Origin of the sequence: Lentisalinibacter sediminis (assembly GCF_040706615.1) — a bacterium.
GTDB lineage: Bacteria > Pseudomonadota > Gammaproteobacteria > Steroidobacterales > Woeseiaceae > Lentisalinibacter > Lentisalinibacter sediminis.
This window is the reverse complement of the sequence record NZ_JAPDRF010000001.1, coordinates 247,631-269,158: the sequence shown is the minus strand read 5'-3', so window position 1 is coordinate 269,158 and position 21,528 is coordinate 247,631. Positions and strand designations below refer to the sequence as shown.

Genomic DNA, 21,528 nt, shown 5'->3' with positions numbered 1-21,528 from the left:
CGTGGGAGCTTTCGAATACGTCGCGCTCGACAGCGCCGGCAAGGAGAAGAAAGGCGTTCTGGAGGGCGATACCGCCCGACAGGTCCGTCAGCTCCTGCGCGAGCGCGCGCTTGTGCCGCTCGAGGTTTCCGAGGTGGCCGAGAAGGAGTCGGCGCGCCAGTTCTCCGTGGGGCTGCGTCGCGGTTTCTCCGCCACGGAACTCGCGCTGGTCACCCGCCAGCTCGCCACCCTCGTCAACTCCGGCATGCCGCTGGAGGAGACACTGCAGGCCGTCGCCCAGCAGACCGAGAAACCACGCACCCAGAGCATCCTGCTGGGGGTGCGCGCCCGTGTCATGGAGGGACACACGCTTGCCGACGGGCTGGAGGAGTTCCCGCAGGCATTCCCCGAGATCTATCGGGCCACGGTCTCGGCCGGCGAGCAATCCGGTCATCTGGACGCGGTGCTCGAGCGGCTGGCGGACTATACGGAGACCCGCCAGGCCCTGCGCCAGCGCATCACCAACGCACTGGTCTACCCCATCGTGCTCGTGCTGATGTCGCTCGGCATCATCGCCTTCATGCTCTCCTACGTCGTGCCCCAGGTGGTCGGCGTATTCGAGACCACCGGCGCCGAGCTGCCCATCCTCACCCGGCTGCTGATTGGCATCAGCGACTTCCTGAGGGAATGGTGGTGGCTGCTCATCGCCGGCATCGCCGCCGTCGCCTTCGGCGTGTGGCGTTTACTGAAGATAGAGGGGCCGCGCCGGCGCTATCACCGTCTGTTGCTGCGCCTGCCGCTGATCGGCCGCATCACGCGTGGTGTCAACACCGCGCGGTTCACCCGCACGCTCAGCATCCTTGCCGGCAGCGGCGTACCCGTGCTGGAGGCGCTGAAGATCTCCGCCGAGGTGATCATGAACGTGCCGATGCGCGAGGCGGTGCAGGAAGCCTCGCTCAGGGTGCGCGAGGGCGGCGCCATCTCCCGCTCGCTGTCGGCGAGCCGCCTGTTCCCGCCCATGACCATCCATCTCATCTCCAGCGGTGAGTCCAGCGGGCAACTGGAACAGATGCTGGGCCGTGCCGCCGACAATCAGGAGCGGGAGATGGACGGACTCATCACGACGATGATGGGGATCATGGAGCCGCTGCTGATCGTGTTCATGGGCGGCGTCGTGCTGACGATCGTGCTGGCCATCCTGCTGCCGATATTCCAGATAAACAATCTCATCCAGTAGTTGAATTCCCGCATAAATACAGAAACTTACGAGTTTTGTAAAAACTGTGGCCCACCCTGTTGCGCTGGCACCCTCATTCGGGATATACATGCGCCGAACGTGACATAAACTCTCTGACACGAGCCGGCGCGGGGACGCTCCCATGGACGAGACGTTGATGCAGTTGGAACGGGAAGATCCACTCGACGTGGACGACGAATTCGAGGACGAAGATATGGAGGATGCGGATCTGGCCGCAGAAGACGATGCTGACGACGATAACGTCGGAGAGTTATCCGTCGAGATCAACGTCGAGCAGCTGGTCGCCGAGATCGAGGGCTCGCAGTCCGGCGGCACCGGCAGCTTCGCGGCGCGTCGCCGGCTGGAGGAGCTGATGGAGCAGAAGCGCTTCGAGCGCGCCCTGCGCGACATGGACGACTGGGATTTCGACGACTGACTCAGGCACTTCAGTGGAACTCCCGCGAGCGCACGGCCAGATTCCCCAGCAGACCGTTGTGCTCCGTCAGCCTCCTGGCGATGACATGGATCACCTCCCCCTCTATCTGTACCTCGCCTTCCACCCCCATCAGCCGCGCCGATAGCAGCGCACGTCGCTCGGCCTCGGCGATCGCCTTCCATACCACCAGATTGACCTGACCGGTCTCGTCCTCGAGGGTGACGAACGTGACCCCGCTCGCGCTGCCCGGCCGCTGGCGGGTCACCACCAGCCCGGCCACCCGTACCCGCGTCCCGTGCCCGGCCGCCGGCAGTTCCTCCGCCGTGATGTAGCGCCGACGGCGGAAACGCTCCCGGAGCAGTGCCATCGGATGACGCCCGAGGGTCAGGCCGAGGCTCTCGTAGTCGGCGCGGACGTCCTGTCCCTCGGCCGGCCGGGCCAGGAGCGGCGATGCCTCGTAGCGGGTCATCGACCGGAACAGCCCCTCCGGCGCCTCCACGCCGGCCACGTCCCAGCGGGCCCGGAAGCGGTGTCCCGCGAGACCGGCCAGCGCGCCGGCCGCGGCCAGGGCGGACAGGGCGGCGCGGTCCAGACCCGCCCGTTCGGCGAGGTCCTGTACGGAGCCGAAGCGCCCGCCGCTCTCCCGCGCCGCCACCAGCGACTCCACCGCGGCCGCGGCGAGCCCCTTGACTCGGTCGAATCCCAGCCGCACGGCGGCCGTGCCGTCGTCGCACCGCTCCAGCGACGACTCTTCCCGGCTCGCGTTCACGTCTACCGGTCGCACTTCCACGCCGTGGCGAACGGCGTCCTGCACCAGCTGGGACGGCGCGTAGAAGCCCATGGGCTGGCTGTTCAGCAGCGCGCACAGAAAGGCCGCCGGCTCGTGGCATTTCAGCCAGGCGGAGACGTAGACCAGCAGCGCGAAGCTGGCCGAGTGGGATTCCGGGAAACCGTACTCGCCGAAACCCTGTATCTGGTTGAAGATCTGTTCGGCGAAGCGCTCGCTGTAACCCCGCGCCCGCATACCGGCCTTCAGCTTGTCCTCGAAGGGGCCGAGCCCGCCGCGGCGCTTCCAGGCGGCCATCGCCCGCCGCAGCCGGTCCGCCTCGCCGGGTGTGAACCCCGCGGCCACCACCGCGAGTTCCATCACCTGTTCCTGGAAGATGGGTACGCCAAGGGTGCGATCCAGCACGGCGCGAACCTCTTCGCTGGGGTAGCTCACCGCCTCTTCGCCGCTGCGCCGGCGCAGATACGGGTGCACCATGTCGCCCTGGATCGGCCCGGGGCGGATGATGGCCACCTCGATGACCAGGTCGTAATAGCAGCGAGGCCGTAGCCGCGGCAGCATCGCCATCTGGGCGCGGGATTCAATCTGAAACACACCCATGGTGTCGGCGGCCGAGATCATGTCGTAGACCGCCGGGTCCTCCGCGGGAACGCCGGCCAGGTCCAGCTCCCGGCCGTCGAAGCCGCGCACGAGGTCGAAACAGCGGCGGATCGCGGTCAGCATGCCGAGGCCCAGCACGTCCACCTTCAGCAGTCCCAGCTCCTCCAGGTCGTCCTTCTCCCACTGGATCACGGTGCGCCCCTCCATGGCGGCGTTCTCCACCGGCACGAGCTCTTCCAGCGGGCCGTCCGAGATGACGAAGCCGCCCACGTGCTGGGACAGATGGCGGGGGAAGCCGATCAGCTCGCGCACCAGCGTGAGCAGCCGGCGCATGACCGGACTGTCCGGATCGAGGCCGGCCTCGCGAACCCGCTCCGGGTCGACGTGGCTGCCGTCCCACCACTGCATGGCGCGCGCCAGCCGGTCGGTCTGCAGCGAGGAGAGCCCGAGCGCCTTGCCAACGTCGCGCATCGCGCTCCGCGGCCGGTAGGTGATCACCGTGGCTGCCAGCGCGGCATGCTCACGGCCGTACTTCGCGTAGATGTACTGGATCACCTCCTCCCGGCGCTCGTGCTCGAAGTCCACGTCGATATCCGGCGGCTCGTCACGCTCCTTCGAAATGAAGCGCTCCACCAGTGTGGACATCCGTTCCGGGTCCACCTCGGTGATGCCGAGACAGAAACAGACCGCGGAATTGGCGGCCGAGCCGCGGCCCTGGCAGAGGATGCCGCGGGACCGCGCCCAGGCCACGATGTCGTGCACCGTGAGAAAATAGGGCTCGTAGGCGAGGTCGGCGATGAGCGCGAGTTCGTACTGCACGAGGTCGCGCACCTTGCGCGGCGCGCCGTCCGGCCAGCGCCGGGCCATGCCCTCCTCCGTCAGGTGCGCGAGCCAGCTCGCGGCGGTGTGGCCGGCCGGCACCAGTTCCCGGGGATATGCGTAGGCGAGTTCGTCCAGGGAGAAGTCGATTCGCTCCGCCACGGCAATCGTCTCGTCAAGCAACGCCGGGGGATAGAGCTCGCCGAGCCGCGGACGCGAGCGCAGGTGGCGCTCGCCGTTGGGGTGCAGGGCGAACCCCGCCTCGGCCACAGGCACCTTCAGCCGGATGGCCGTGAGCGTATCCTGTAATGCCCGGCGGCCGCGGCGGTGCATGTGCACGTCGCCCGCTGCGGCCAGCGGCAGGCCGGTGCGCCGGGCGAGCCGGCCGAGCCCGTCCAGCCGGGGCCGGTCCAGCCCGTCGGCGGCGAGTTCCGCGGCGATCCAGCAACGGCCGGGAAACAGCCCGGCGAACCAGTCACCGTGTCGGCTGCCGCCGAGATCCCGGCCCGGCAGCCACAGCACCAGGCAGTCCGGCAGGCCGTCTTCCAGGTCTTCGCGCTGCAGCCGGTAGGCGCCCTTCTCCGCGTTGCGCCTGCCCCGGGTGATCAGGCGGCACAGCCGGGCATAGCCGCGGCGGCTGGCGGCGAGCACTACCAGCACCGGTCCGTCGGCGAGGCGGAATTCGGCGCCGACGATGAATTTCAGGTCTCGCCCGCGGGCGGCGCCGTGGGCACGCACCACGCCGGCCACGGAGCACTCGTCGGTGAGGGCCAGCGCGGTATAGCCCATCGCGTCCGCCCGCTCCACCAGTTCCTCCGGATGGGAGGCGCCGCGCAGGAAAGTGAAATTGCTGACGGCGTGCAGTTCGGCGTAGTGAGGTGCCATCTCAGCCGAAGATGCCCTGCAGATACCACCCGGCCGGCGGGCGGCGATCCCGGTAGACCCAGAGCCTCGCGCCGGTGCGCGTCTCGGCCACGTAGTAGTCCCTGGCCGTGTCCGCCCCGTCCCACCAGCCGCTCTCGATGCGCTCCGGTCCGTCCACGAACTGCAGCGGACCATCGTGGCAGGGATGCCCTTCGTGCATGGCGAGCCGCTGGGGCTGCGTCAATATCCACAGCGGGCGCTCGAGTAGCAGATCATCGCCCTCACCCCGGCCGGCGGCCGCGGGCAACTCCCGTACCCGGTTCCAGGGTGACGGCCCCGCACCGCCGCCGCCTGCCATGCCCTCCAGGGGATCGGTCTCGTCCCAGGCCTGCTGGGGCCGGTGCTCCGCGAGACTCCGGAGCCCGCGGACGGCATTCTCGCCCAGGCGGGCCCGCAGGCTCTCCACCAACCGGGGCAGCCCGCCGTCATGCCGGCCGACCTGGCCGGGCACCAGCGGCAGGGCCACCGTATCGCCCTCGCGCTGCTCCAGCCGTCCCGTGGCGAGTTCCACGGCGATCGCCGGCGCCGGCAGACGGAGGCGCTCCAGCCGGATGCCGAGCAGGCTCCGCCAGTGCTCCACATCGCAGCCGGCATCGCTGAAGCCCAGGGTGAGCGGCGTCACCCCGCCACGCAGATGGAAGAAGCGGAACCGCAGGCGGCGCGCCGTCCGCTGATGGCGCAGCAGAAACTCCTCCAGGGAGGCCAGCAGCCGCGAGCAGCCGGCCGCGAGCAGCGCCTCGTCCCGGGTTTCCTCTCCGAGGTCGATCTGCTCGCGGAATCGCGGCGGACCCGTGTAATGGAGCCGGGGATCCGGCAGTCGGCCGAAGGCCCGGTCCAGCGTCTGCAGCCGGGCCGCGCCGAAGCGCCGGGCGAAGCCTTCGCGGGGTAGCCGGCGGCACTCGCCGATGGTCGTCACGCCGATGCCCGTGAGCCCCTGCAGCACCGCCGCCGGCCACCCGGTAACCCGCAGATCCAGCGGATTGAGATGCCGCGGCAGTGCCGTTACCTCATCCACCCGACCGCCGCCTTCCCGCGAGAGCCAGAGCGCCGCCAGCGGCGTGGGGCCCACGCAGACGAGGGCCCGGTGGCCCCGTTGCCGCAGCCCTTCGGTGACCAGCCGGCAGAGCCGGTCCAGGCCGCGGAACAGACGCAGGCTGCCCTGCACCTCCAGCAGCAGCGCATCCGGGGCCTCCAGACTGACCAGGGAGCTGAAGCGTCCCGCCCAGTCAGCCAGGGCTTCCAGCAGGATGCGCTCGCGCCGCGGCCGACGGGAGAGGGTAAGGAGCCCCGGTGCCAATGCCAGGGCGGCGCTCAGCGTCTGACCGGGCCTGATCCCGGCTGCCGCGGCGGCCCGGTTCGCGAGATGGACGGCGACCTGCCCGCCTTCCTCTTCCACCACCGCCACCGGCCCGGTGGGCGCCGCCGTGGACTCGTCCAGTGCCTCGAGGGCAATCCCGGGCAGACGGACACACAGCCACAGCTGCGAGCGGCGCTGCCGCGAATACGCAGGAGACGGGTCTTCGGCCGGGGGTTCGCCGCCACCGAGGGGCAGCGGCTGCTGCCGGTCGGGTTCGGGGACGGCCGTTACCCGCCCCCGCTCGGACCGGGGGTGCGGAGACTCCCTTTCGGCCGGCAGGACGGAATCGGGCTCGGACGGCGATACCATGGAGAAGCGGCCACGTCGTCAGCCCGAACCGGCGCCCCTGCCGACGCCCACCGCTGCCGCACCGTCCTCCAGGCCCTCTCCCGGCGGGCGCACCAGCGGCAACGGGCAACCGCCATCCCGGCCGTCATAGTCGCTCACCAGCGCGGGCCGCGCCCCGCGTACCTTGAACAGGTCCACGTCGGTGCCGTTGCTGCCGGGGCGCAGCATCAGTCGCAGCGCGGCGGCGGAAGCCTCCCGCCTGGCGGCGGCCGGCCGGAAGGCGATGGCCCAGCTCTCGCCCCTGCCGGCTGCGAGCTGCAGCCGCCGGCTGGTGCGCTCGTCCATGCGGTTGATCCAGGCCAGAACCGCCACGCAGGTGCCCGAAGACAATGCCTGCTCCATCGCCCAGAGCGCCTCCTGGTCACGGGCCGGATGGATCAGCAGTATCCGGGAGACTTCCAGCCCCCACTGCATCAGCGCCGGCGCATAGGGCACATGGGGCGGCGCGATCCAGACCACCCAGCCCTCACGCTGCCGGCACAGTGCAGAGAGCGCCGGCATGAACAGGCGCAACTCGCCGATGCCGCAGGTAGCGGACAGGGCTTCGGTCAGTGAGGCGAGCGGCCAGCCGCCGCCGGGCAGGCAGGCGTCGAGCTTGCGGTAACCCGTGGCCGCCACCCGGCCGGCCTGACCTTCCCGCACGGCGCCCTCACTGCCGCGCCAGAGACGGTAACTGCCGAGCAATTGTTCGAGGGCTTCGTCCACGGGCGGAAGAGGCGTCAGTGCACCGGCATGCCGTCGCGGATGACGCCGACGACCACGCCTTCGATGACCAGCGGCTGGTGGGCGAGATCCACCCGTATCGGAGCGAACTCGCTGTTCTCCGGCATCAGCCAGACCATGGTGCCTTCCTGCCGGTAGCGCTTCACGGTGACCTCGTCCTCCAGACGGGCCACCACGATCTGGCGGCTCCGTACCTCGGGCGTGCGATGCACGGCCACCAGGTCACCGTCCAGGATGCCCACATCCTTCATGCTCATGCCCTGCACCCGCAGCAGGTAATGGGGCTTCGGCCGGAACAGGCTCTTGTCGATCTGGTAATGGGCCTCGATGTTCTGTTCGGCCAGGATGGGCTGGCCGGCGGCCACCCGTCCGACCAGCGGCAGGCCCATCTGCTCGCGCAGGGAATCCTTCAGCTGGATGCCGCGGGAGGTACCGGCCCTCAGTTCCAGCACCCCCTTGCGCTGCAGCGCCCGGAGGTGCTCCTCGGCAGCGTTGGGTGAACGGAAACCCAGCTCCTCGGCGATCTCGGCACGGGTGGGCGGCATGCCCGTCTCGGCGATGAAATCCTGGATGAGTTTCAGAATCTGCGACTGGCGTGGGGTGAGATCGGCCATGGTGTTATCCTGTATGCATGCCCAGATACTGTGATTATATACAGGTTCCGTTCCGGCGCAAGTTTCTCTGGCTCATCCTGCCCGCCGCCCTCCTGGCCGGCGGCTGCGCCACCCTCTCCGAGACCGAATGCCGGCAGGCCGACTGGGAGGCTCTGGGAGAGGCGGATGGCGCACGCGGCTATCCGCCCGAACGCATCGAAGAGCACCGGGAGGCCTGCGCCGAATACGGCGTCCTCCCCGACCGGGAGGCCTATGCCCGCGGCCGCCTCGCGGGCCTCGACCGCCTGTGCACCGTCGCCGGCGGCCTGGCCCAGGGCCGCGACGGGCGCAGCTACCAGGGCGTCTGCCCGCCGGGCTACGAGGAAGACTTCTACACCGGATACCAGCTGGGTCGGCGCATCCACCGGGTGAAAGAGGAACTCGACGATACCGAGCGGGCTCTCCGCCAGCTGGATCTCGATCTTCAGCGTGGGGATCTGAGCGACGATCAGCGCCGCTCCATCTATTTCCGTCTCCGCGATCTGCAGCGCGAACAGGACTTCCTGGAACGCGAACTCGCCCGACTGGAGGACGAAGCCCGCCGGCTGCTCAGCGAACTCTGACGGAAAGCGCCGGATACGTGTCGCAAAACGCAGACAAATCAAATGCCTCGGGCGAAAAAAAACCGCCTCCGACACCCTGATTACGTTGAACACTGACCGCGTTTAATAAATAATACGCTTGTTTTTAATGCCTCCAACAGGGGAAAACGCATATGAAGAGAATCGCAACGAAACTCGGCGCCGTCGCAGCCACGATGCTGCTGGTCACCGGTTGTGCCAACCAGACCGCTCTCGACGAAGTGCAGGCGACCGCCGAACGCGCTGCTGCCGACGCCGCTGCTGCGAAGTCGGCCGCTGAAGCCGCACGTTCCGCAGCGGACCGTGCCAGCCAGATGGCTTCCAGCGCTCAGAGCACCGCCAGCCAGGCGCTGTCGGCCGCACAGGGCGCGCAGAGCTGCTGCGATGCGAACCGCGAACGCCTGGAGCGCATGTTCCAGAAATCGATGTCCAAATAATTCGCGGATTCAGAGATTCTTCAACGCCGCGCTCGTCGCGGCGTTTTTTTGTCCGCAGGATTCGTCTGCGAGTCTTCTCCGCCCGGGCGGCGGGTTAATCCTGGTCCGCTACCAGCGTCTCGCCGATTCCGGCCGCGTCCACCCGGCGCGGTATGCCGTCGGCGGCATGATGCAGCGCTTCCACCCGGTCCCAGTCCACTTCGACGCGTCGCTCGCCGGTGGCCGCCACGTAGAGTTCCGTCAGCCGCGTCAGCGTACTGACCGGCGCCGCGTCGTCCGTCTCCGCGGGACTCTCCAGCGGCTCATGGGCCTCCATGAGCAGCTGCCCGTCATACCAGCCGAACTTGTAGGGCTCGTCGATGATCCGCACCGGCGTTCCGGTCGGGATGCGCTCGAAGGCGAACTCGATGTCTTCCGGGAACATGCGGATGCAGCCGTGGGTCACACGCATACCGACGCCGGCAGGCCGGTTCGTTCCGTGAATGAGGTAGCCCGGGATCGCCAGGCGCATCGCGAATTGCCCGAGCGGGTTATCCGGCCCCGGCGGTACCACCCGCGGCAACGAGCGGCCGTCGGCTTCGTGCTCCTTGCGCACGGATTCGGGCGGGTACCACGCCGGATCCCTGGCTTTGACCGTGATGCGGGTCACTCCCAGCGGCGTCTCCCAGTCCATGCGGCCGATGCTGATCGGGAAGGTCATGACCGTGCGCGCGCCATCCGCCTCCGGCGGCGGGAAATAATACATGCGGTACTCGGGCAGATTCAGCACGACGCCTTGCCAGGGCACGTCCGGCAGGATGAAGCGGGTCGGCAGGACCACCTCGGTGCCGTCGCCCGGCAGCCAGGGGTCCACGCCCGGGTTGGCGCGGACGATATCGTAATAGCCGAGTCCGTGACGGCGGGCGATGTCCAGCAGCGTGTCCCACTCGCGGGACTCGACCGTCGTCATCCGCCCGACCACGGTATCGCCGTTGTCCGGCAGGTCGAATACCTCACCCTTCGCCGACATCGCGACGAACAGACCGAGCGTCGCCGTAGCGATCAGGCCGAGCCTGCCTGCAACCGTCCTCATCGAGCGGATCTCTGCGCAACGCACCACGGGGTGCAACGGCGGAGATTCTCCCAGATATCCCGCATCCGGTCGACGTCCCGGCGTTGACCGCCTTCCCGGAGTCGCCTACCTTTCCTTCGTGCCCCTCCCCGTCCCTCGGACCGTGAGCGAAACCCATGAGCATCAAAATCAGTCTGCACATCAGCGAGCACGACCTCAAACAGTTCCGAAAGGCCATGAAAGGGGCCCGCGACGCGGCGAAAGATGCCGACGAGATGGAGATCGTCACGGCCACCCGGGACGTGATGGAGTCCCTGCATCCGGGAGCGCTGCCGGACTTCGTGCGCGAGCGGCTCCCGCGCCTGCAGGCCATGTGCGCCATGCTGGAAGACGAGGAATGGGCCTTGCCCGCCGCGGAACGGCTGAAGCTGCTCTCCGCGCTGATCTATTTCGGCGACCCCGAGGACCTGATCCCCGACGATATGCCCGGACTCGGCTACCTGGACGACGCCATCATGATCGAGCTCGTGCTGCGCGAGCTGAAGCACGTCATCGAGGCTTACGAGGATTTCTGCGGATTCCGCGACAACTATTTCCGTCGCTTCAAGGTGGGTACCGACGCGGCGACCCGCCGCGAGCGTATTGCCGCGCGGCGCGAGCAGCTGCACGAGCGCATGTTACGGCGCACCCGGCGCGACCGGGAGACGGCGGCGGTACCCGCGCCGCTCTGGTAGCGCGGCCGCAGCGTCAGTAGCGGATCAGCGCAGAACCCCAGGTAAAGCCGCCACCGAACGCCTCCAGAAGCAGGGTCTGGCCCCGGTTAATGCGCCCGTCGCGTATCGCCACGTCGAGGGCCATCGGCACCGACGCGGCGGATGTATTGCCGTGGTCCTGCACCGTGAGCACCACCCGCTCCATGGGCATGTCGAGGCGCTTCGCCGTGGCCTGGATGATGCGGATGTTCGCCTGGTGCGGGATGAGCCAGTCGATATCGCTCTTCGACAGGCTGTTGGCGGCCAGTGTCTCGTCGACGACGTTACCCAGGGTCTTCACCGCCACCTTGAAGACCTCGTTGCCACGCATGTGGATGGCCGCCTCGCCCCGCAGCATGTCGTCCAGCTTCTCGGACGGACCCGCCGGGTAGTACAGCAGATCCTTGTACTGGCCGTCGGCGCCGAGGTGGGTGGACACGACACCGGGCTCATCGGCCGGCTTCAGCACCACCGCGCCGGCACCGTCGCCGAACAGCACACAGGTCTGGCGGTCGTCCCAGTCGGTGATCCGGGAAAGCGTCTCGGCGCCGATCACCAGCGCGCAGCCGGCCGCGCCCGTGCGCACGAACTTGTCGGCCACGCTCAAGGCATAGATGAAACCGGTGCAAGCCGCCTCGACGCTGAATGCGGCGCAGTCGTGGATGCCCAGCTTCTCCTGTACCAGGCAGCCGACGTTGGGGAAGACCCGGTCCGGCGTGGTCGTGCCCACGACGATGAAGTCGATATCGGCCGGGCCGACGCCGGCGGCCGCCATGGCTTCCCGCGCGGCGCCCACCGCGAGATCGCTGGTGTACTGGTCGTCGGCGGCGATGTGGCGGCGCTCGATGCCGGTGCGCGTGCGGATCCACTCGTCGGTGGTGTCCACCTTCTTTTCGAGGTCGGCGTTGGTGAGGATCCTGTCGGGCAGGCAGCGGCCGGTGCCCTCGATACGCGAATATTTCATGCGGCTTCCCGTTGCAGCAGACGTCCGATCTGGGACGGCACGTCGTGCTCGACCTCCACCACCGCCGTCTCGATGGCGTGCAGGAAGGCAAGCTCGTCGGCGCTGCCGTGACTCTTCACGACGATACCGGTGAGACCGACCAGGCTCGCGCCATTATATTGCCTGGGATCCAGCCGGGCCCGTAGCCGGCCGAGCACGCTGCGCGCCGCGAGTGCCTGCAGCTTCGAAAGCCAGGTCTCGGTGAAGACCGCCTTCAGCATCTCGGAGATGAATCCGGCCGTCCCTTCCATGGTCTTCAGCGCCACGTTGCCGGTGAAGCCGTCGGTCACGACAACGTCGGTCTTGCCGGAGATGATGTCGTTGCCCTCGACGTAACCGACGTAGTTCAGCCCGCTGGCGGCGAGCAGGGCCGCCGCAGCCTTCACGGTCTGGTCTCCCTTGATCTCTTCCTCGCCGATGTTGAGCAACGCCACTCGCGGGTGTTCCAGACCGCGAACGTCGCCGGTCACGACCGAGCCCATCATGGCGAACTGGAACAGCTGCTCGGCCGTGCAGTCGGTGTTCGCGCCGAGGTCGAGCATGTGGACCGAACCGCCGCGCGCGGGCATCTCGGCGAGGATGGCCGGCCTGTCGACACCCTGCACCGTCTTCAGCACGAACTTCGCGATGGCCATCAGCGCGCCGGTATTACCCGCGCTGACGCAGGCCTGCGCCTCGCCCTGCTTTACCAGGTCGACGGCCACGCGCATGGACGACTGCTTCTTGCGCCGCAGCGCATCCACCGGCGCATCGTTCATGGTGACGATCTCGGGCGCGTGGCGGACGACGAGACGCCCGGCAGCATCGTCACCGGCAGCGGCGACGAGAGGCTCGAGCACGGCTTCGTCACCCACCAGCACAATGGCCAGGGCGGGATGGCGCCGCAGCGCCTGCCTCGCCGCCGCCACCACGACGCCGGGACCGAGGTCCCCGCTCATGGCATCCAGGGCGATGGTGAAATCGACGGCCTGCATGGGTGTGGAGAACCGGCCCGGATCGCCCGGCACCGGCTCAGGCAGGAATCAGTCCTGCTCTTCCACGATCTTGGGCTTCACCACCTGGCGGCCCCGGTAGAACCCGTCCGGACTCACGTGGTGACGCAGGTGAGTCTCGCCGGTGGTGGGCTCCACGGAGAGCGTCTCGCCCTTCAGTGCGTCGTGGGCGCGGCGCATGCCACGCTTGGAAGGTGTCTTGCGACTTTTCTGAACTGCCATTTTCCGGTCTCCAAAAAAAACTGACCCGCCGGCAGCCCTGAGGCGTCAGGCGGGATCGGTGTCGAATCGATTTTAAGTCATGTGAGGCCCGGCCGTGGGGTCACTCGCCCTGATCCTCGTCTTCTCTCAGCAGCGCCTTCAGTGCGCTGAACGGCCGCTGCGTCTCCGGCTCCGCTTCCGCCTCGTCCGTTGCGTAGTGCTCCGTCACAGGGCGGCAGCGCGAACGGTCCTCGTGCATGAGGGCCAGCGGTAACGCCAGCAGCAACTCCTCCTCCACCAGGTCGAGCAACCGCACGCCGCGGTCCTCCACCGGCCAGACCTCGAAGCCCGGCAGGGCCTCGTCGGTCATGTCGGCGTCCGGCAGCAGGAACGCGATGTCCGCTGCCAGCGCCAGCTCCATCAGTCCCAGGCATCGTTCGCAGACCAGTGGCAGCGTAACCCGGGCTGTTCCGGTCACCGCCGGCACCGGCTGACTGCCCTCGACCTGCCGGCGCTCGAAGTCGAGTTCGACCGCGAGCGGCCAGCGTTCCCAGTCCCCGGGCACCTCCCGGTCGCAGCGCGTCGACACCTCGCGGACGAGGCCCGCCAGACGATCCGTGGAGCCCAGCGGAATGGTATCCCTGATCTCCTCACGTCGGGCGGCCAGCGCGTCGGGCCGCACCGCCTGCAGCATGGGGCTGGACATAGCCGGCGGATGATAAGAGCCTTGACCCCTGCTGTCAAAGAAAACAAGGGGCGTCGCAGGGGCCCACAAGTCCTTACAGGTGACTGATCGAGAATGGAAAATCCCGCTTCGAACGAGGTCGTGCTAGCTTCCTCCTCGCCCTACCGGCGCGACCTGCTGGCACGGATCCTGGGCCGCTTCGAATGTGTGGCGCCCGAGCTGGACGAGACCCCGCTCGAAGGCGAAGCCCCCGCCGCCCTGTCGCTGCGGCTGGCACGGGAGAAGGCCGCGGCCGTCGCGGCCAGGCACGCCGGCGCCACGGTCATAGGCTCCGATCAGGTTGCGGTGCTGGAAGGCAGGGCCTGCGGCAAGCCCGGCAGCCGGGACGCGGCCGTGGCGCAGCTGCTGGCGGCGCGCGGCCTGCCGATGCGATTTCTGACCTCGGTCTGCATCCTCCCGGGTCCGGGGGGCGAGGAAAGGGTGCATACAGACGTCACCGAGGTGCGCTTCCGGCGTTTCGAGCGCGCGCTCGCGGAGCGCTACGTGGACCGGGACCGCTCCTGGGACTGTGCCGGCGGCTTCAAGGCCGAAGCCAGCGGCCCGGTCCTGTTCGAGCGCATCGAGAGCCAGGATCCGACAGGGCTCGTAGGCCTGCCGCTGATCTGGCTGGCCCGCACGCTCGAGGATCTCGGCATCCCGCTGCTCTGACGATCCGTCAGCTGCGCCGCTCTTTCAGCCTCGCCAGCACGGCGTCAAGCTCCGCGGGCAGCGGTGCGGTAAACAGCCGGTCGTTGCCATTGCCGTCGACGAAGCCGATGGACTGGGCATGGAGGAACAGTCGCCGGAGTCCCAGCCGGGCGAAGCGCGCATTGGCCGCCTCGTCGCCGTAGCGCTCGTCTCCCAGCACGGGATGTGCGCAGGCCGCCGCGTGCACCCGGATCTGGTGCGTGCGACCGGTCTCCGGCTGCGCCTTCAGCAGGGTGCAGCTACCGTAGGCCGCCTGCACGCTGAAGCGGGTACGCGACGGCTTGCCGTTCTCGTGATCCACCTGGACGTGGCGCTCGCCGCCCTTGCGTCGGTGTACCGCCAGCGGCAGATCCACCGTGCGGGCGCCCAGCTGCCAGTCGCCGGCGACCAGCGTCAGATAGGCCTTCTCCACCGCCCCCTCGCGGAACAGCGCATGCAGCTCGCGCAGCGCACTCCGCTTCTTGGCCAGCACGAGACAGCCGCTCGTCTCCCGGTCCAGCCGGTGCACCAGCTCGAGTACTTTCAGCTCCGGGCGGCCGGCGCGCAGCGCCTCGACCACGCCGAAACTGATGCCGCTGCCACCGTGCACCGCGACGCCACTCGGTTTGTTCACGACCAGCAGACGCTTGTCCTCGTACACCACCGCCGCCAGCAGCCGCTCCACCAGGCCGCGGTCGGGGCGGCCCGCCTGCGCGGGCTCGATGGTGACCGGAGGCAGGCGCAGCTCGTCCCCGGCACAGAGACGGTAGTCGGCCTTCACGCGGCCACCGTTTACCCGCACCTGCCCCTTGCGCAGGAGGCGGTAGATACGCGGCCTCGGCAGGCCCTTCCACTCCCGGGCGAGGAAATTGTCGATCCGCTGCCCGGCGTCGTCGGCGGCGACGGCGAGCTTTCTCACGCCATGGCGCACCGAACCGTTGCCGGCGGCGGAGTCGGTGGAGGACTTATCGAAGGAGGACAATAACTTAAGCCGATTGCTGAAGGCGCAAGAGGTTGCTATATTACTGACCGGTCACGGTCCCGTACTCCGCTATCGTACCGGATCGGACGGATTCAGCGGGGCGCCCCCATCAACCCGGAATGATTTCCCGGTACAGAGATTGGGACGCCATTGTTCAGAGGCCCCGGATTTGGGGGCCGTGCGTGGTCGCGAGCCGGTCTGCACGACGGGCGACACCCGAGCATCTGAGCCGCCAGGGTTTCAAGGGTTTTTCATGATCATTGCCGCGCTGCTGTCGATCATCGCGCATCGACTCGGCAAGTCTTATCTGAAGTACGAAAACGACCCCGGATGCGTCCGGCCGGTCGCCGCATACCCCTGCCCTTCCCGGTTCGCTCGGTCAGTCCCGGCAGCAGACACCGACTCGCCGCCCGCACAAGAAATCAAAGCAGGGCACTATGAAAAGAATGCTGGTGAACGCAACTCAGGAAGAAGAGTTGCGCATGGCGCTGGTCGATGGCCAGCGGCTCTACGACCTTAATATCGAGACACCGTCACAGGAAAGAAAAAAAGCCAACATCTACAAGGGCAAGATCACCCGGATCGAACCCAGTCTCGAAGCCGCCTTCATCGACTACGGCGCAGAGCGGCACGGCTTCCTGCCCTTCAAGGAAGTCTCCCCCGAATACTACGTGAAAGAGTCCGAGGGCAACGGCCGTCCCGGTATCAAGGACGTGCTGCGCGAGGGCCAGGACATCGTGGTCCAGATCGACAAGGAGGAGCGCGGCACCAAGGGCGCGGCACTGACCACCTTCGTCAGCCTGGCAGGACGCTTCCTCGTCCTGAAGCCGAACAAGCCGAAGTCCGGCGGCGTCTCCCGCCGCATCGTCGGCGAGGACCGCGAGCAGATCCGCGAATCGCTGGAAGAGCTCGAGATACCCGACGGCATGAGCATCATCGTGCGCACCGCGGGCATCGATCGGTCCGCCGAGGAACTGAAGTGGGACCTGGACAACCTGTTCGCCGTGTGGGAGGCCATCCTGAAGGTGGTCGTCGAACGACCCTCCCCGTTCCTGATCTACCAGGAATCGAACGCCATCATCCGGGCGATGCGCGACTACCTCACCAACGACATCGGCGAGATCCTGGTCGACGACACCAAGGCCTACAACGAGGCCCGGGAGTTCGTCGAGCGGGTGATGCCGCACAATCTGCGCAAGCTGAAGTACTACGACGACGCGGTACCGCTGTTCACCCGTTACCAGATCGAGAGCCAGATCGAGTCGGCCTTCGCCCATTCGGTGATCCTGCCCTCCGGCGGCAGCCTGGTAATCGACCACACCGAAGCGCTGGTCTCCGTCGACATCAACTCGGCGCGGGCGACCAAGGGCGAGGACATCGAGAGCACCGCGCTCAACACCAACCTGGAGGCGGCCGACGAAGTGGCGCGCCAGCTGCGCCTGCGCGACCTCGGCGGACTCGTCGTCATCGACTTCATCGACATGGGCCCGCAGAAGAACCAGCGCGAGGTCGAGAACCGGCTGCGCGAGGCGGTACGCATGGACCGCGCCCGGGTGCAGATCGGCAAGATCTCCCGCTTCGGGCTGCTGGAGATGTCCCGTCAGCGCCTGCGGCCCTCGCTCGGGGAGTCCAGCCACCAGATCTGCCCCCGCTGCAACGGCACCGGCAACATCCGCGGCGTGGAATCGCTTGCGCTGGCGATCCTGCGCCTGGTCGGCGAGGAAGCGCGCAAGGAGCGTACCGCGAAGGTCATCGCCCAGCTGCCCGTCGACGTCGCGACCTATCTGCTGAACGAGAAGCGCGACTGGGTGCAGAACGTCGAGGACCGAAACGAGGTCGAGCTGCTGCTGGTCGCGAACCCGGACCTCGAGACGCCCAACTACTCCATCCGCCGCGTGCGCGACGACCAGACGCTGCTGCCGGAGAACACCGGTGTCAGCTACGAGCTGGCAGCCGTCGACGGCGAGGACGAGATCCCCTCCTGGCAGGCGGACAAGAAGCCGTTGGAGAAGCCGGCGGTGACGGCCATCGTCCCGTCCGCCCCTGCCCCGCCGCCGCAGCGGCTGGCCGAAGACCAGCCTCAGGGTCCCCAGGGACCCGGCCTGTTCGTCCGCCTGTGGCGTTATCTGTTCGCCACCGGCGACGAGGACAGCGGCGGGAAGAAGACCCGCGGCAAGCGGGACTCCGGCAAGCGCCCGGCCTCCTCCAGGTCGCGCCAGGGTAGCAGTAGCGGCAAGAGCAGCAAGGCCGGGAAAGGCAAGCAGCAGCAGTCCCGCAAGGATGGCGACGAACAGCGCAGCCGCGGCGGCAAGAAGAGCGGCGCACGCAAGGGCCGAAAGAGCGACGGCAAGAGCCAGCAGGCCGGTAAGCCGCAGAAGCCCACCGCAGATGGCAAGGAGAGCCCGGACGACAAGAAGGCCCAGAATCAGGGCCAGAGCGATGGCCAGCAACAGTCGCAGAAGAGCACCGGCGGCGACGGCGGCGGCCAGAAGAAACGCCGCGGCAGCCGCGGGCGCGGACGTCGGCGCCGCGGGCCGAGGCAGGACGATCAGCAGCAGGCGGCCTCCGGCGAGGCCGGAGAAGCTCGCGACGAGTCCGGCGGCGGCGATAGCGGTGAGGCCCGCTCCTCACGGCCGAAGTCGCCCGAGGAGTCCGCACCTCGCAAGGAGTCGAGCGAAACCGGCAGTGCCAAAGCGACCGGTGAGAGCCAGCCGCATCAGGAGGCGAAATCGGACTCCCGGCGCACCCAGGAGACCGGTGGCGCGGAGAGCACCGGCGACGGTTCCGGCGGCCGCGGTCGCCCGCCGAAGCCGGCTGCAGTCGCGGATACCGGGGCGCCCGAGCAGCCGTCGTCTCCGGCAAAGCCTGCGCCTGCCGAGCAGCCGGCGGCAGCGGAAAGACCCCCGGCTCCGGAACGGCGCCCGAGCGACAAGCAAGAGCAGCAGCAGGCGGAAACGTCCGCGAAACCGGCTGCCGCGAATCGCAATAGCAATAGCGACAGTGCCCGCGACAGCAATCGCGGCAGCGACGACGACGACGGCAATGGCAGAGCCCGCAGGCGCAGTGCCGGCTCCGGTGCGAAGGAGGCGAGCTCACCTGCCGCCGGGCGCGAGGCGACGAAAACGACGGACGCGGGCAATAAAGACACGGCGCGGCAGGGGAAACCGGCGGACCAGGACAGGCTCCTGCCGTGGGAGATGCCCGTCCGCTCCGATCCGGACAAGCGCTACACTGTCTGGTCCTCCACGCCCGAGGACGACGGCGACAAGCCCTGAACGACCGGGCGGGTCCGGGTCGGCGGCAGCCGGCTCAGGCCCGCCCGAGCCTCGCCCGGACGTCGCGCAGCAGGCCTTGTGCGGCATCTTCCACCAGGTCGAGCACCCGCTCGAAGCCTACCGCGCCGCCGTAGTAGGGATCCGGCACCTCCTGGCGGGAGGGGTCGCTGCCGAACTCCAGGAACAGGCGGATCCTGCCGTGATGGTCCTCGAGCGCGGCGCCCAGCAGGATCTCGTGGTTGTCCCTGTCCATCGCGAGGACGTAGTCGAAGCGCTCGAAATCCTCGGCGGACACCCGTCTGGCGGACTGGCCGGACAGGTCGAAACCGCGTCGTTCCGCCGCGGCTGCCGCCCGCTGATCCGGCGGCTCGCCCGTGTGGTAGGCGTGAGTACCGGCCGAGTCGATGTGCACGAACTCCTCCAGGTCCGCATCGACCACCAGCTTGCGGAACACGCCGGCCGCGGTCGGTGACCGGCAGATGTTGCCCATGCAAACAAAAAGCACGGAAACACTAGGTTTTTGGCTATCTAAATCAGTCACTTAATATTGCCTCTGTCCGTCTCCGTCCGTGGTAATTCGCCTGAATTCTTGCTACATTTGCTACGTGGACTTGCTACACGGAGCGGCAAATGTCGAAGCTCACGGACATCAAGGTAACTCGTACCAAACCCGGCAAGAATGATAAATGGCTCGCCGATGGTAATGGGCTCTATCTTCGCATTACACCCGCCGGGGCGCGATCCTGGTGGTATCGGAAAACCAGCAAGGGCCAGCGGATACAGGACCGCATTGGTAGCCTGGATGAGTATGGACTGAAAGAGGCCCGAGCAGAGGCCGCGAAGCTGGCTACCAAAAGCACCGGACGCGGGACCGTCGAGGACTTGGCCGAACGCTGGTACAAGGACTGCATAAAAGGCGTCTACCGCCGACCCCACCACGTACGCGGCTACATGGATCGCGCCATTATTCCCGACCTGGGAGACAAGCCGCTGCGGAGAGTCTCGCGGTCCGATGTGGTGGACATGCTCACGGCCTACAAAAAGCGCGGCACGGTCGCGGCCAACAATCTGCGCAGGATCGCGGCGCAAATGTTTGGCTATGGCGTGGAGCTTGGGTGGCTGGATACCTCCCCCGCCGATGGCATTACCGAGCGCGTCTGTGGCCCGTCTGCGCAGGATCGGGAGCGGGTGCTGACAGACGATGAAATCCGGCATATCTGGAATCATGACGGCCCCCACCAGAAACTAATCCGGCTCCTACTGCTAACCGGCTTGCGGATCGGTGAGGCGCGGATGGCGACATGGGCAGACGTTGAGGACGACCAGCTGCATATCCCGCCGGAGCATTCCAAGAATGGCCGCGCCCATTGGGTACACCTCCCTCCCCTTGCTCTGGGCGTCATTGGCGACCGTGGCAAAGACAACGAGCCGCTAGTCTCGGACACCTCCCCGACTGCGGCGCAAGCGTGGCTGAAGCGACATTGCGTCAAGTACAAGATTGACCCCGCCTTCACTCCGCACGATCTGCGGCGCACTTACGCCACCCGCCTGAATGAACTTGGCATTGCCCCGCACGTTGTAGAGCGGTGCCTTAACCACGTCCTACAGGGCGTTATGAAGGTCTACAACCGCGCCGAATATGAAACTGAACGCAAGGATGCCGCAGAGACTTGGGCGGCTGAGATCGAGCGCCTGCTAGGCGTGGTGAGGCCGCAGAATGTAGTCCGCATGGAGGCGAACCGGTGAGCGTTAACCGAGCAGATTTGAAGGCACTAGGCGGGCGCGGTGGATCATGGGTCCGCGACCATCTGACCAGTGAGGACCGAGAGCGGCTTACCGCATTGGCGATGACGGCCGGTGCGTCTGATGACGGCGCAGCGCATCTAGTCGCGGCAGCAAGCCTTGCTGTGCATCTCTACGTTGAGGACAGGGTGCCTATGCCGGGCGATGCGCGGCGCGCACTCATCAAGGTTGAAAGGGCGGCAGATAAGTTTCTAGCCGCACTGATTGATCTTGACCCTGAAACACAAGAGACGCTGCGCGCGGCTATCGTCGCACGGACATGGCGAACCGGCGGCTACGTACAGTCAGACCGGCTTCGCGAGATTGCAGAATCGGCGCTCTTGATTCGTGAGGCCGCTATTGCCGCCGCTCCGGCCCCCAAGCGCGGAGCACCACCTAGGCGCGATGCCCGACAGCTAGTCGCCACACTGGCAGACTCTTGGCGGGAAAATATCGGCAAACCGCCCGCCTACTCTCGGCGCTCACACTTCTACAACTTTGCGCGGGCTGCCCTAGAGATTGTCGGCTACGTAGAGCCGGAGGACGGCGAGAGCGAGCCTAGCGTAGAAACGCTAATTAAGAGCGCCATATAGTCACCCCTCGGAATTAGCCTTTTTGGATTGAATTAGGCCGAGACTCAAGGCCCACCATCGTTCGCCATACTCCGCTCACGTTCTACAGAACAGCGGAGAGAACGATGACACAGACCACCTCCCCTATTGAGCCGGTAATGGCGACCGTGGACCAGGCGTGTGCTGCCCTGGGTATCGGCCGAACGGCTTTCTACCAGCTAGTTAAAGACGGACTCATTCGGCCGGTGAAGATCGGCACGAAGGGCACCCGCGTGCCTGTCGAGGAATTGCGGGCGGTGCCAAAGCGGCTCCGCGCGCGTACGGAAAGCGAGGTAGCGGCTTAGGCAAAAAAATACCGCCTGGCGTGCGTCTTTCTTTGGCGAGACAGCGCACAGCAGGCGGCGGGGATGGCAATGATTATACATGAACTTTTGCAGCGCCTAGATGGCGTGAAGGATTGCGGGGGCGGCAAGTACCGGGCGCGATGCCCCGCCCATCAAGGCAAGTCACAGAGCCTAGCCATACGGGCGTGCGATGACGGCAGGCTGTTGCTGCATTGCTTCGCGGGCTGTGACGTTGAGAGCGTTTGCGATGCGGTAGGGATGAAACTGCGGGATCTGATGCCG

At 67.3% G+C, this 21,528-nt stretch carries 20 protein-coding genes; 9 read left to right on the top strand and 11 right to left on the bottom strand.

Annotated elements, in window-relative coordinates; genetic code table 11:
* The first annotated feature begins 1 nt into the window (after nucleotide 1).
* A complete protein-coding gene (gene gspF / locus ACJMKX_RS01310) occupies nucleotides 2-1,216 on the top strand; it encodes a type II secretion system inner membrane protein GspF (RefSeq protein ID WP_405220220.1) in 1,215 nt (404 codons plus the stop codon).
* A gap of 142 nt (nucleotides 1,217-1,358) precedes the next feature.
* Nucleotides 1,359-1,652, top strand: coding sequence for a hypothetical protein (locus tag ACJMKX_RS01305; protein ID WP_405220218.1), 294 nt, complete (start codon nucleotides 1,359-1,361; stop codon nucleotides 1,650-1,652).
* Nucleotides 1,653-1,662: 10 nt separating this feature from the next.
* On the opposite strand, the gene ACJMKX_RS01300 is transcribed toward ACJMKX_RS01305, so the two are convergent.
* The 4 genes from ACJMKX_RS01300 to lexA are packed head-to-tail and all read right to left on the bottom strand — an operon-like array spanning nucleotide 1,663 to nucleotide 7,824.
* Nucleotides 1,663-4,743: an error-prone DNA polymerase gene (locus ACJMKX_RS01300; protein ID WP_405220216.1), complete on the bottom strand. Its 3,081-nt coding sequence runs from the start codon at nucleotides 4,741-4,743 to the stop codon at nucleotides 1,663-1,665.
* A 1-nt stretch (nucleotide 4,744) separates the two neighbouring features.
* The gene (locus ACJMKX_RS01295) at nucleotides 4,745-6,448 is read right to left on the bottom strand and encodes a Y-family DNA polymerase (protein ID WP_405220214.1); all 1,704 of its coding nucleotides are present in this window, start codon (nucleotides 6,446-6,448) and stop codon (nucleotides 4,745-4,747) included.
* An 18-nt stretch (nucleotides 6,449-6,466) separates the two neighbouring features.
* A complete protein-coding gene (gene imuA / locus ACJMKX_RS01290; RefSeq protein WP_405220212.1) occupies nucleotides 6,467-7,192 on the bottom strand; it encodes a translesion DNA synthesis-associated protein ImuA in 726 nt (241 codons plus the stop codon).
* 14 nt (nucleotides 7,193-7,206) lie between these two features.
* Nucleotides 7,207-7,824: a transcriptional repressor LexA gene (lexA, locus tag ACJMKX_RS01285; protein WP_405220210.1), complete on the bottom strand. Its 618-nt coding sequence runs from the start codon at nucleotides 7,822-7,824 to the stop codon at nucleotides 7,207-7,209.
* 17 nt (nucleotides 7,825-7,841) lie between these two features.
* Between lexA and ACJMKX_RS01280 the strand changes: the two genes are divergently transcribed.
* Nucleotides 7,842-8,426: a DUF2799 domain-containing protein gene (locus tag ACJMKX_RS01280; RefSeq protein WP_405220208.1), complete on the top strand. Its 585-nt coding sequence runs from the start codon at nucleotides 7,842-7,844 to the stop codon at nucleotides 8,424-8,426.
* A 152-nt stretch (nucleotides 8,427-8,578) separates the two neighbouring features.
* The gene (locus ACJMKX_RS01275; RefSeq protein WP_405220207.1) at nucleotides 8,579-8,881 is read left to right on the top strand and encodes an Lpp/OprI family alanine-zipper lipoprotein; all 303 of its coding nucleotides are present in this window, start codon (nucleotides 8,579-8,581) and stop codon (nucleotides 8,879-8,881) included.
* A 94-nt stretch (nucleotides 8,882-8,975) separates the two neighbouring features.
* On the opposite strand, the gene ACJMKX_RS01270 is transcribed toward ACJMKX_RS01275, so the two are convergent.
* The gene (locus ACJMKX_RS01270; RefSeq protein ID WP_405220205.1) at nucleotides 8,976-9,953 is read right to left on the bottom strand and encodes a L,D-transpeptidase family protein; all 978 of its coding nucleotides are present in this window, start codon (nucleotides 9,951-9,953) and stop codon (nucleotides 8,976-8,978) included.
* Nucleotides 9,954-10,108: 155 nt separating this feature from the next.
* Here ACJMKX_RS01270 and ACJMKX_RS01265 point away from each other — a divergent pair, with 155 nt between their 5' ends.
* Complete coding sequence (locus ACJMKX_RS01265) at nucleotides 10,109-10,666, top strand: YkvA family protein (protein ID WP_405220203.1); 558 nt, start codon at nucleotides 10,109-10,111, stop codon at nucleotides 10,664-10,666.
* A 13-nt stretch (nucleotides 10,667-10,679) separates the two neighbouring features.
* On the opposite strand, the gene ACJMKX_RS01260 is transcribed toward ACJMKX_RS01265, so the two are convergent.
* The 4 genes from ACJMKX_RS01260 to ACJMKX_RS01245 form a co-directional block, all read right to left on the bottom strand.
* The gene (locus ACJMKX_RS01260) at nucleotides 10,680-11,648 is read right to left on the bottom strand and encodes a beta-ketoacyl-ACP synthase III (RefSeq protein ID WP_405220201.1); all 969 of its coding nucleotides are present in this window, start codon (nucleotides 11,646-11,648) and stop codon (nucleotides 10,680-10,682) included.
* Complete coding sequence (gene plsX / locus ACJMKX_RS01255; protein WP_405220199.1) at nucleotides 11,645-12,661, bottom strand: phosphate acyltransferase PlsX; 1,017 nt, start codon at nucleotides 12,659-12,661, stop codon at nucleotides 11,645-11,647. Before plsX ends, ACJMKX_RS01260 begins: the two co-directional genes overlap by 4 nt.
* A 48-nt stretch (nucleotides 12,662-12,709) precedes the next feature.
* Nucleotides 12,710-12,901, bottom strand: a complete 192-nt coding sequence (gene rpmF / locus ACJMKX_RS01250) for a 50S ribosomal protein L32 (RefSeq protein WP_405220198.1) — start codon at nucleotides 12,899-12,901, stop codon at nucleotides 12,710-12,712.
* 100 nt (nucleotides 12,902-13,001) lie between these two features.
* Nucleotides 13,002-13,586 (bottom strand): YceD family protein, encoded by a 585-nt coding sequence (locus tag ACJMKX_RS01245; protein ID WP_405220197.1) that lies wholly within the window; start codon nucleotides 13,584-13,586, stop codon nucleotides 13,002-13,004.
* A 93-nt stretch (nucleotides 13,587-13,679) separates the two neighbouring features.
* Here ACJMKX_RS01245 and ACJMKX_RS01240 point away from each other — a divergent pair, with 93 nt between their 5' ends.
* The gene (locus ACJMKX_RS01240; RefSeq protein ID WP_405220195.1) at nucleotides 13,680-14,273 is read left to right on the top strand and encodes a Maf family protein; all 594 of its coding nucleotides are present in this window, start codon (nucleotides 13,680-13,682) and stop codon (nucleotides 14,271-14,273) included.
* A 7-nt stretch (nucleotides 14,274-14,280) separates the two neighbouring features.
* On the opposite strand, the gene ACJMKX_RS01235 is transcribed toward ACJMKX_RS01240, so the two are convergent.
* A complete protein-coding gene (locus tag ACJMKX_RS01235) occupies nucleotides 14,281-15,273 on the bottom strand; it encodes an RluA family pseudouridine synthase (protein ID WP_405220193.1) in 993 nt (330 codons plus the stop codon).
* A 437-nt stretch (nucleotides 15,274-15,710) separates the two neighbouring features.
* Between ACJMKX_RS01235 and ACJMKX_RS01230 the strand changes: the two genes are divergently transcribed.
* Nucleotides 15,711-18,548 (top strand): Rne/Rng family ribonuclease, encoded by a 2,838-nt coding sequence (locus ACJMKX_RS01230; protein ID WP_405220191.1) that lies wholly within the window; start codon nucleotides 15,711-15,713, stop codon nucleotides 18,546-18,548.
* 34 nt (nucleotides 18,549-18,582) lie between these two features.
* On the opposite strand, the gene ACJMKX_RS01225 is transcribed toward ACJMKX_RS01230, so the two are convergent.
* A complete protein-coding gene (locus ACJMKX_RS01225; RefSeq protein WP_405220189.1) occupies nucleotides 18,583-19,038 on the bottom strand; it encodes a low molecular weight protein-tyrosine-phosphatase in 456 nt (151 codons plus the stop codon).
* Nucleotides 19,039-19,178: 140 nt separating this feature from the next.
* Here ACJMKX_RS01225 and ACJMKX_RS01220 point away from each other — a divergent pair, with 140 nt between their 5' ends.
* Both ACJMKX_RS01220 and ACJMKX_RS01215 read left to right on the top strand, forming a co-directional pair.
* Nucleotides 19,179-20,294, top strand: coding sequence for a tyrosine-type recombinase/integrase (locus tag ACJMKX_RS01220; RefSeq protein WP_405220188.1), 1,116 nt, complete (start codon nucleotides 19,179-19,181; stop codon nucleotides 20,292-20,294).
* Nucleotides 20,295-21,027: 733 nt separating this feature from the next.
* Nucleotides 21,028-21,246, top strand: a complete 219-nt coding sequence (locus ACJMKX_RS01215) for a helix-turn-helix transcriptional regulator (RefSeq protein WP_405220186.1) — start codon at nucleotides 21,028-21,030, stop codon at nucleotides 21,244-21,246.
* The last annotated feature ends 282 nt before the right edge of the window (nucleotides 21,247-21,528 follow it).

What these genes read in the sequence shown, in the direction of transcription:
- ACJMKX_RS01240 (WP_405220195.1), top strand. Translation starts at nt 13,680, where the DNA reads ATGGAAAATCCCGCTTCGAACGAGGTCGTGCTAGCTTCCTCCTCGCCC.
- ACJMKX_RS01295 (WP_405220214.1), bottom strand. Translation starts at nt 6,448, where the DNA reads ATGGTATCGCCGTCCGAGCCCGATTCCGTCCTGCCGGCCGAAAGGGAG.
- ACJMKX_RS01280 (WP_405220208.1), top strand. Translation starts at nt 7,842, where the DNA reads ATGCCCAGATACTGTGATTATATACAGGTTCCGTTCCGGCGCAAGTTT.
- rpmF (WP_405220198.1), bottom strand. Translation starts at nt 12,901, where the DNA reads ATGGCAGTTCAGAAAAGTCGCAAGACACCTTCCAAGCGTGGCATGCGC.
- ACJMKX_RS01225 (WP_405220189.1), bottom strand. Translation starts at nt 19,038, where the DNA reads ATGGGCAACATCTGCCGGTCACCGACCGCGGCCGGCGTGTTCCGCAAG.
- ACJMKX_RS01300 (WP_405220216.1), bottom strand. Translation starts at nt 4,743, where the DNA reads ATGGCACCTCACTACGCCGAACTGCACGCCGTCAGCAATTTCACTTTC.
- ACJMKX_RS01265 (WP_405220203.1), top strand. Translation starts at nt 10,109, where the DNA reads ATGAGCATCAAAATCAGTCTGCACATCAGCGAGCACGACCTCAAACAG.
- ACJMKX_RS01220 (WP_405220188.1), top strand. Translation starts at nt 19,179, where the DNA reads ATGTCGAAGCTCACGGACATCAAGGTAACTCGTACCAAACCCGGCAAG.
- plsX (WP_405220199.1), bottom strand. Translation starts at nt 12,661, where the DNA reads ATGCAGGCCGTCGATTTCACCATCGCCCTGGATGCCATGAGCGGGGAC.
- ACJMKX_RS01275 (WP_405220207.1), top strand. Translation starts at nt 8,579, where the DNA reads ATGAAGAGAATCGCAACGAAACTCGGCGCCGTCGCAGCCACGATGCTG.
- ACJMKX_RS01215 (WP_405220186.1), top strand. Translation starts at nt 21,028, where the DNA reads ATGACACAGACCACCTCCCCTATTGAGCCGGTAATGGCGACCGTGGAC.
- ACJMKX_RS01305 (WP_405220218.1), top strand. Translation starts at nt 1,359, where the DNA reads ATGGACGAGACGTTGATGCAGTTGGAACGGGAAGATCCACTCGACGTG.
- ACJMKX_RS01245 (WP_405220197.1), bottom strand. Translation starts at nt 13,586, where the DNA reads ATGTCCAGCCCCATGCTGCAGGCGGTGCGGCCCGACGCGCTGGCCGCC.
- ACJMKX_RS01260 (WP_405220201.1), bottom strand. Translation starts at nt 11,648, where the DNA reads ATGAAATATTCGCGTATCGAGGGCACCGGCCGCTGCCTGCCCGACAGG.
- ACJMKX_RS01230 (WP_405220191.1), top strand. Translation starts at nt 15,711, where the DNA reads ATGAAAAGAATGCTGGTGAACGCAACTCAGGAAGAAGAGTTGCGCATG.
- ACJMKX_RS01270 (WP_405220205.1), bottom strand. Translation starts at nt 9,953, where the DNA reads ATGAGGACGGTTGCAGGCAGGCTCGGCCTGATCGCTACGGCGACGCTC.
- lexA (WP_405220210.1), bottom strand. Translation starts at nt 7,824, where the DNA reads ATGGCCGATCTCACCCCACGCCAGTCGCAGATTCTGAAACTCATCCAG.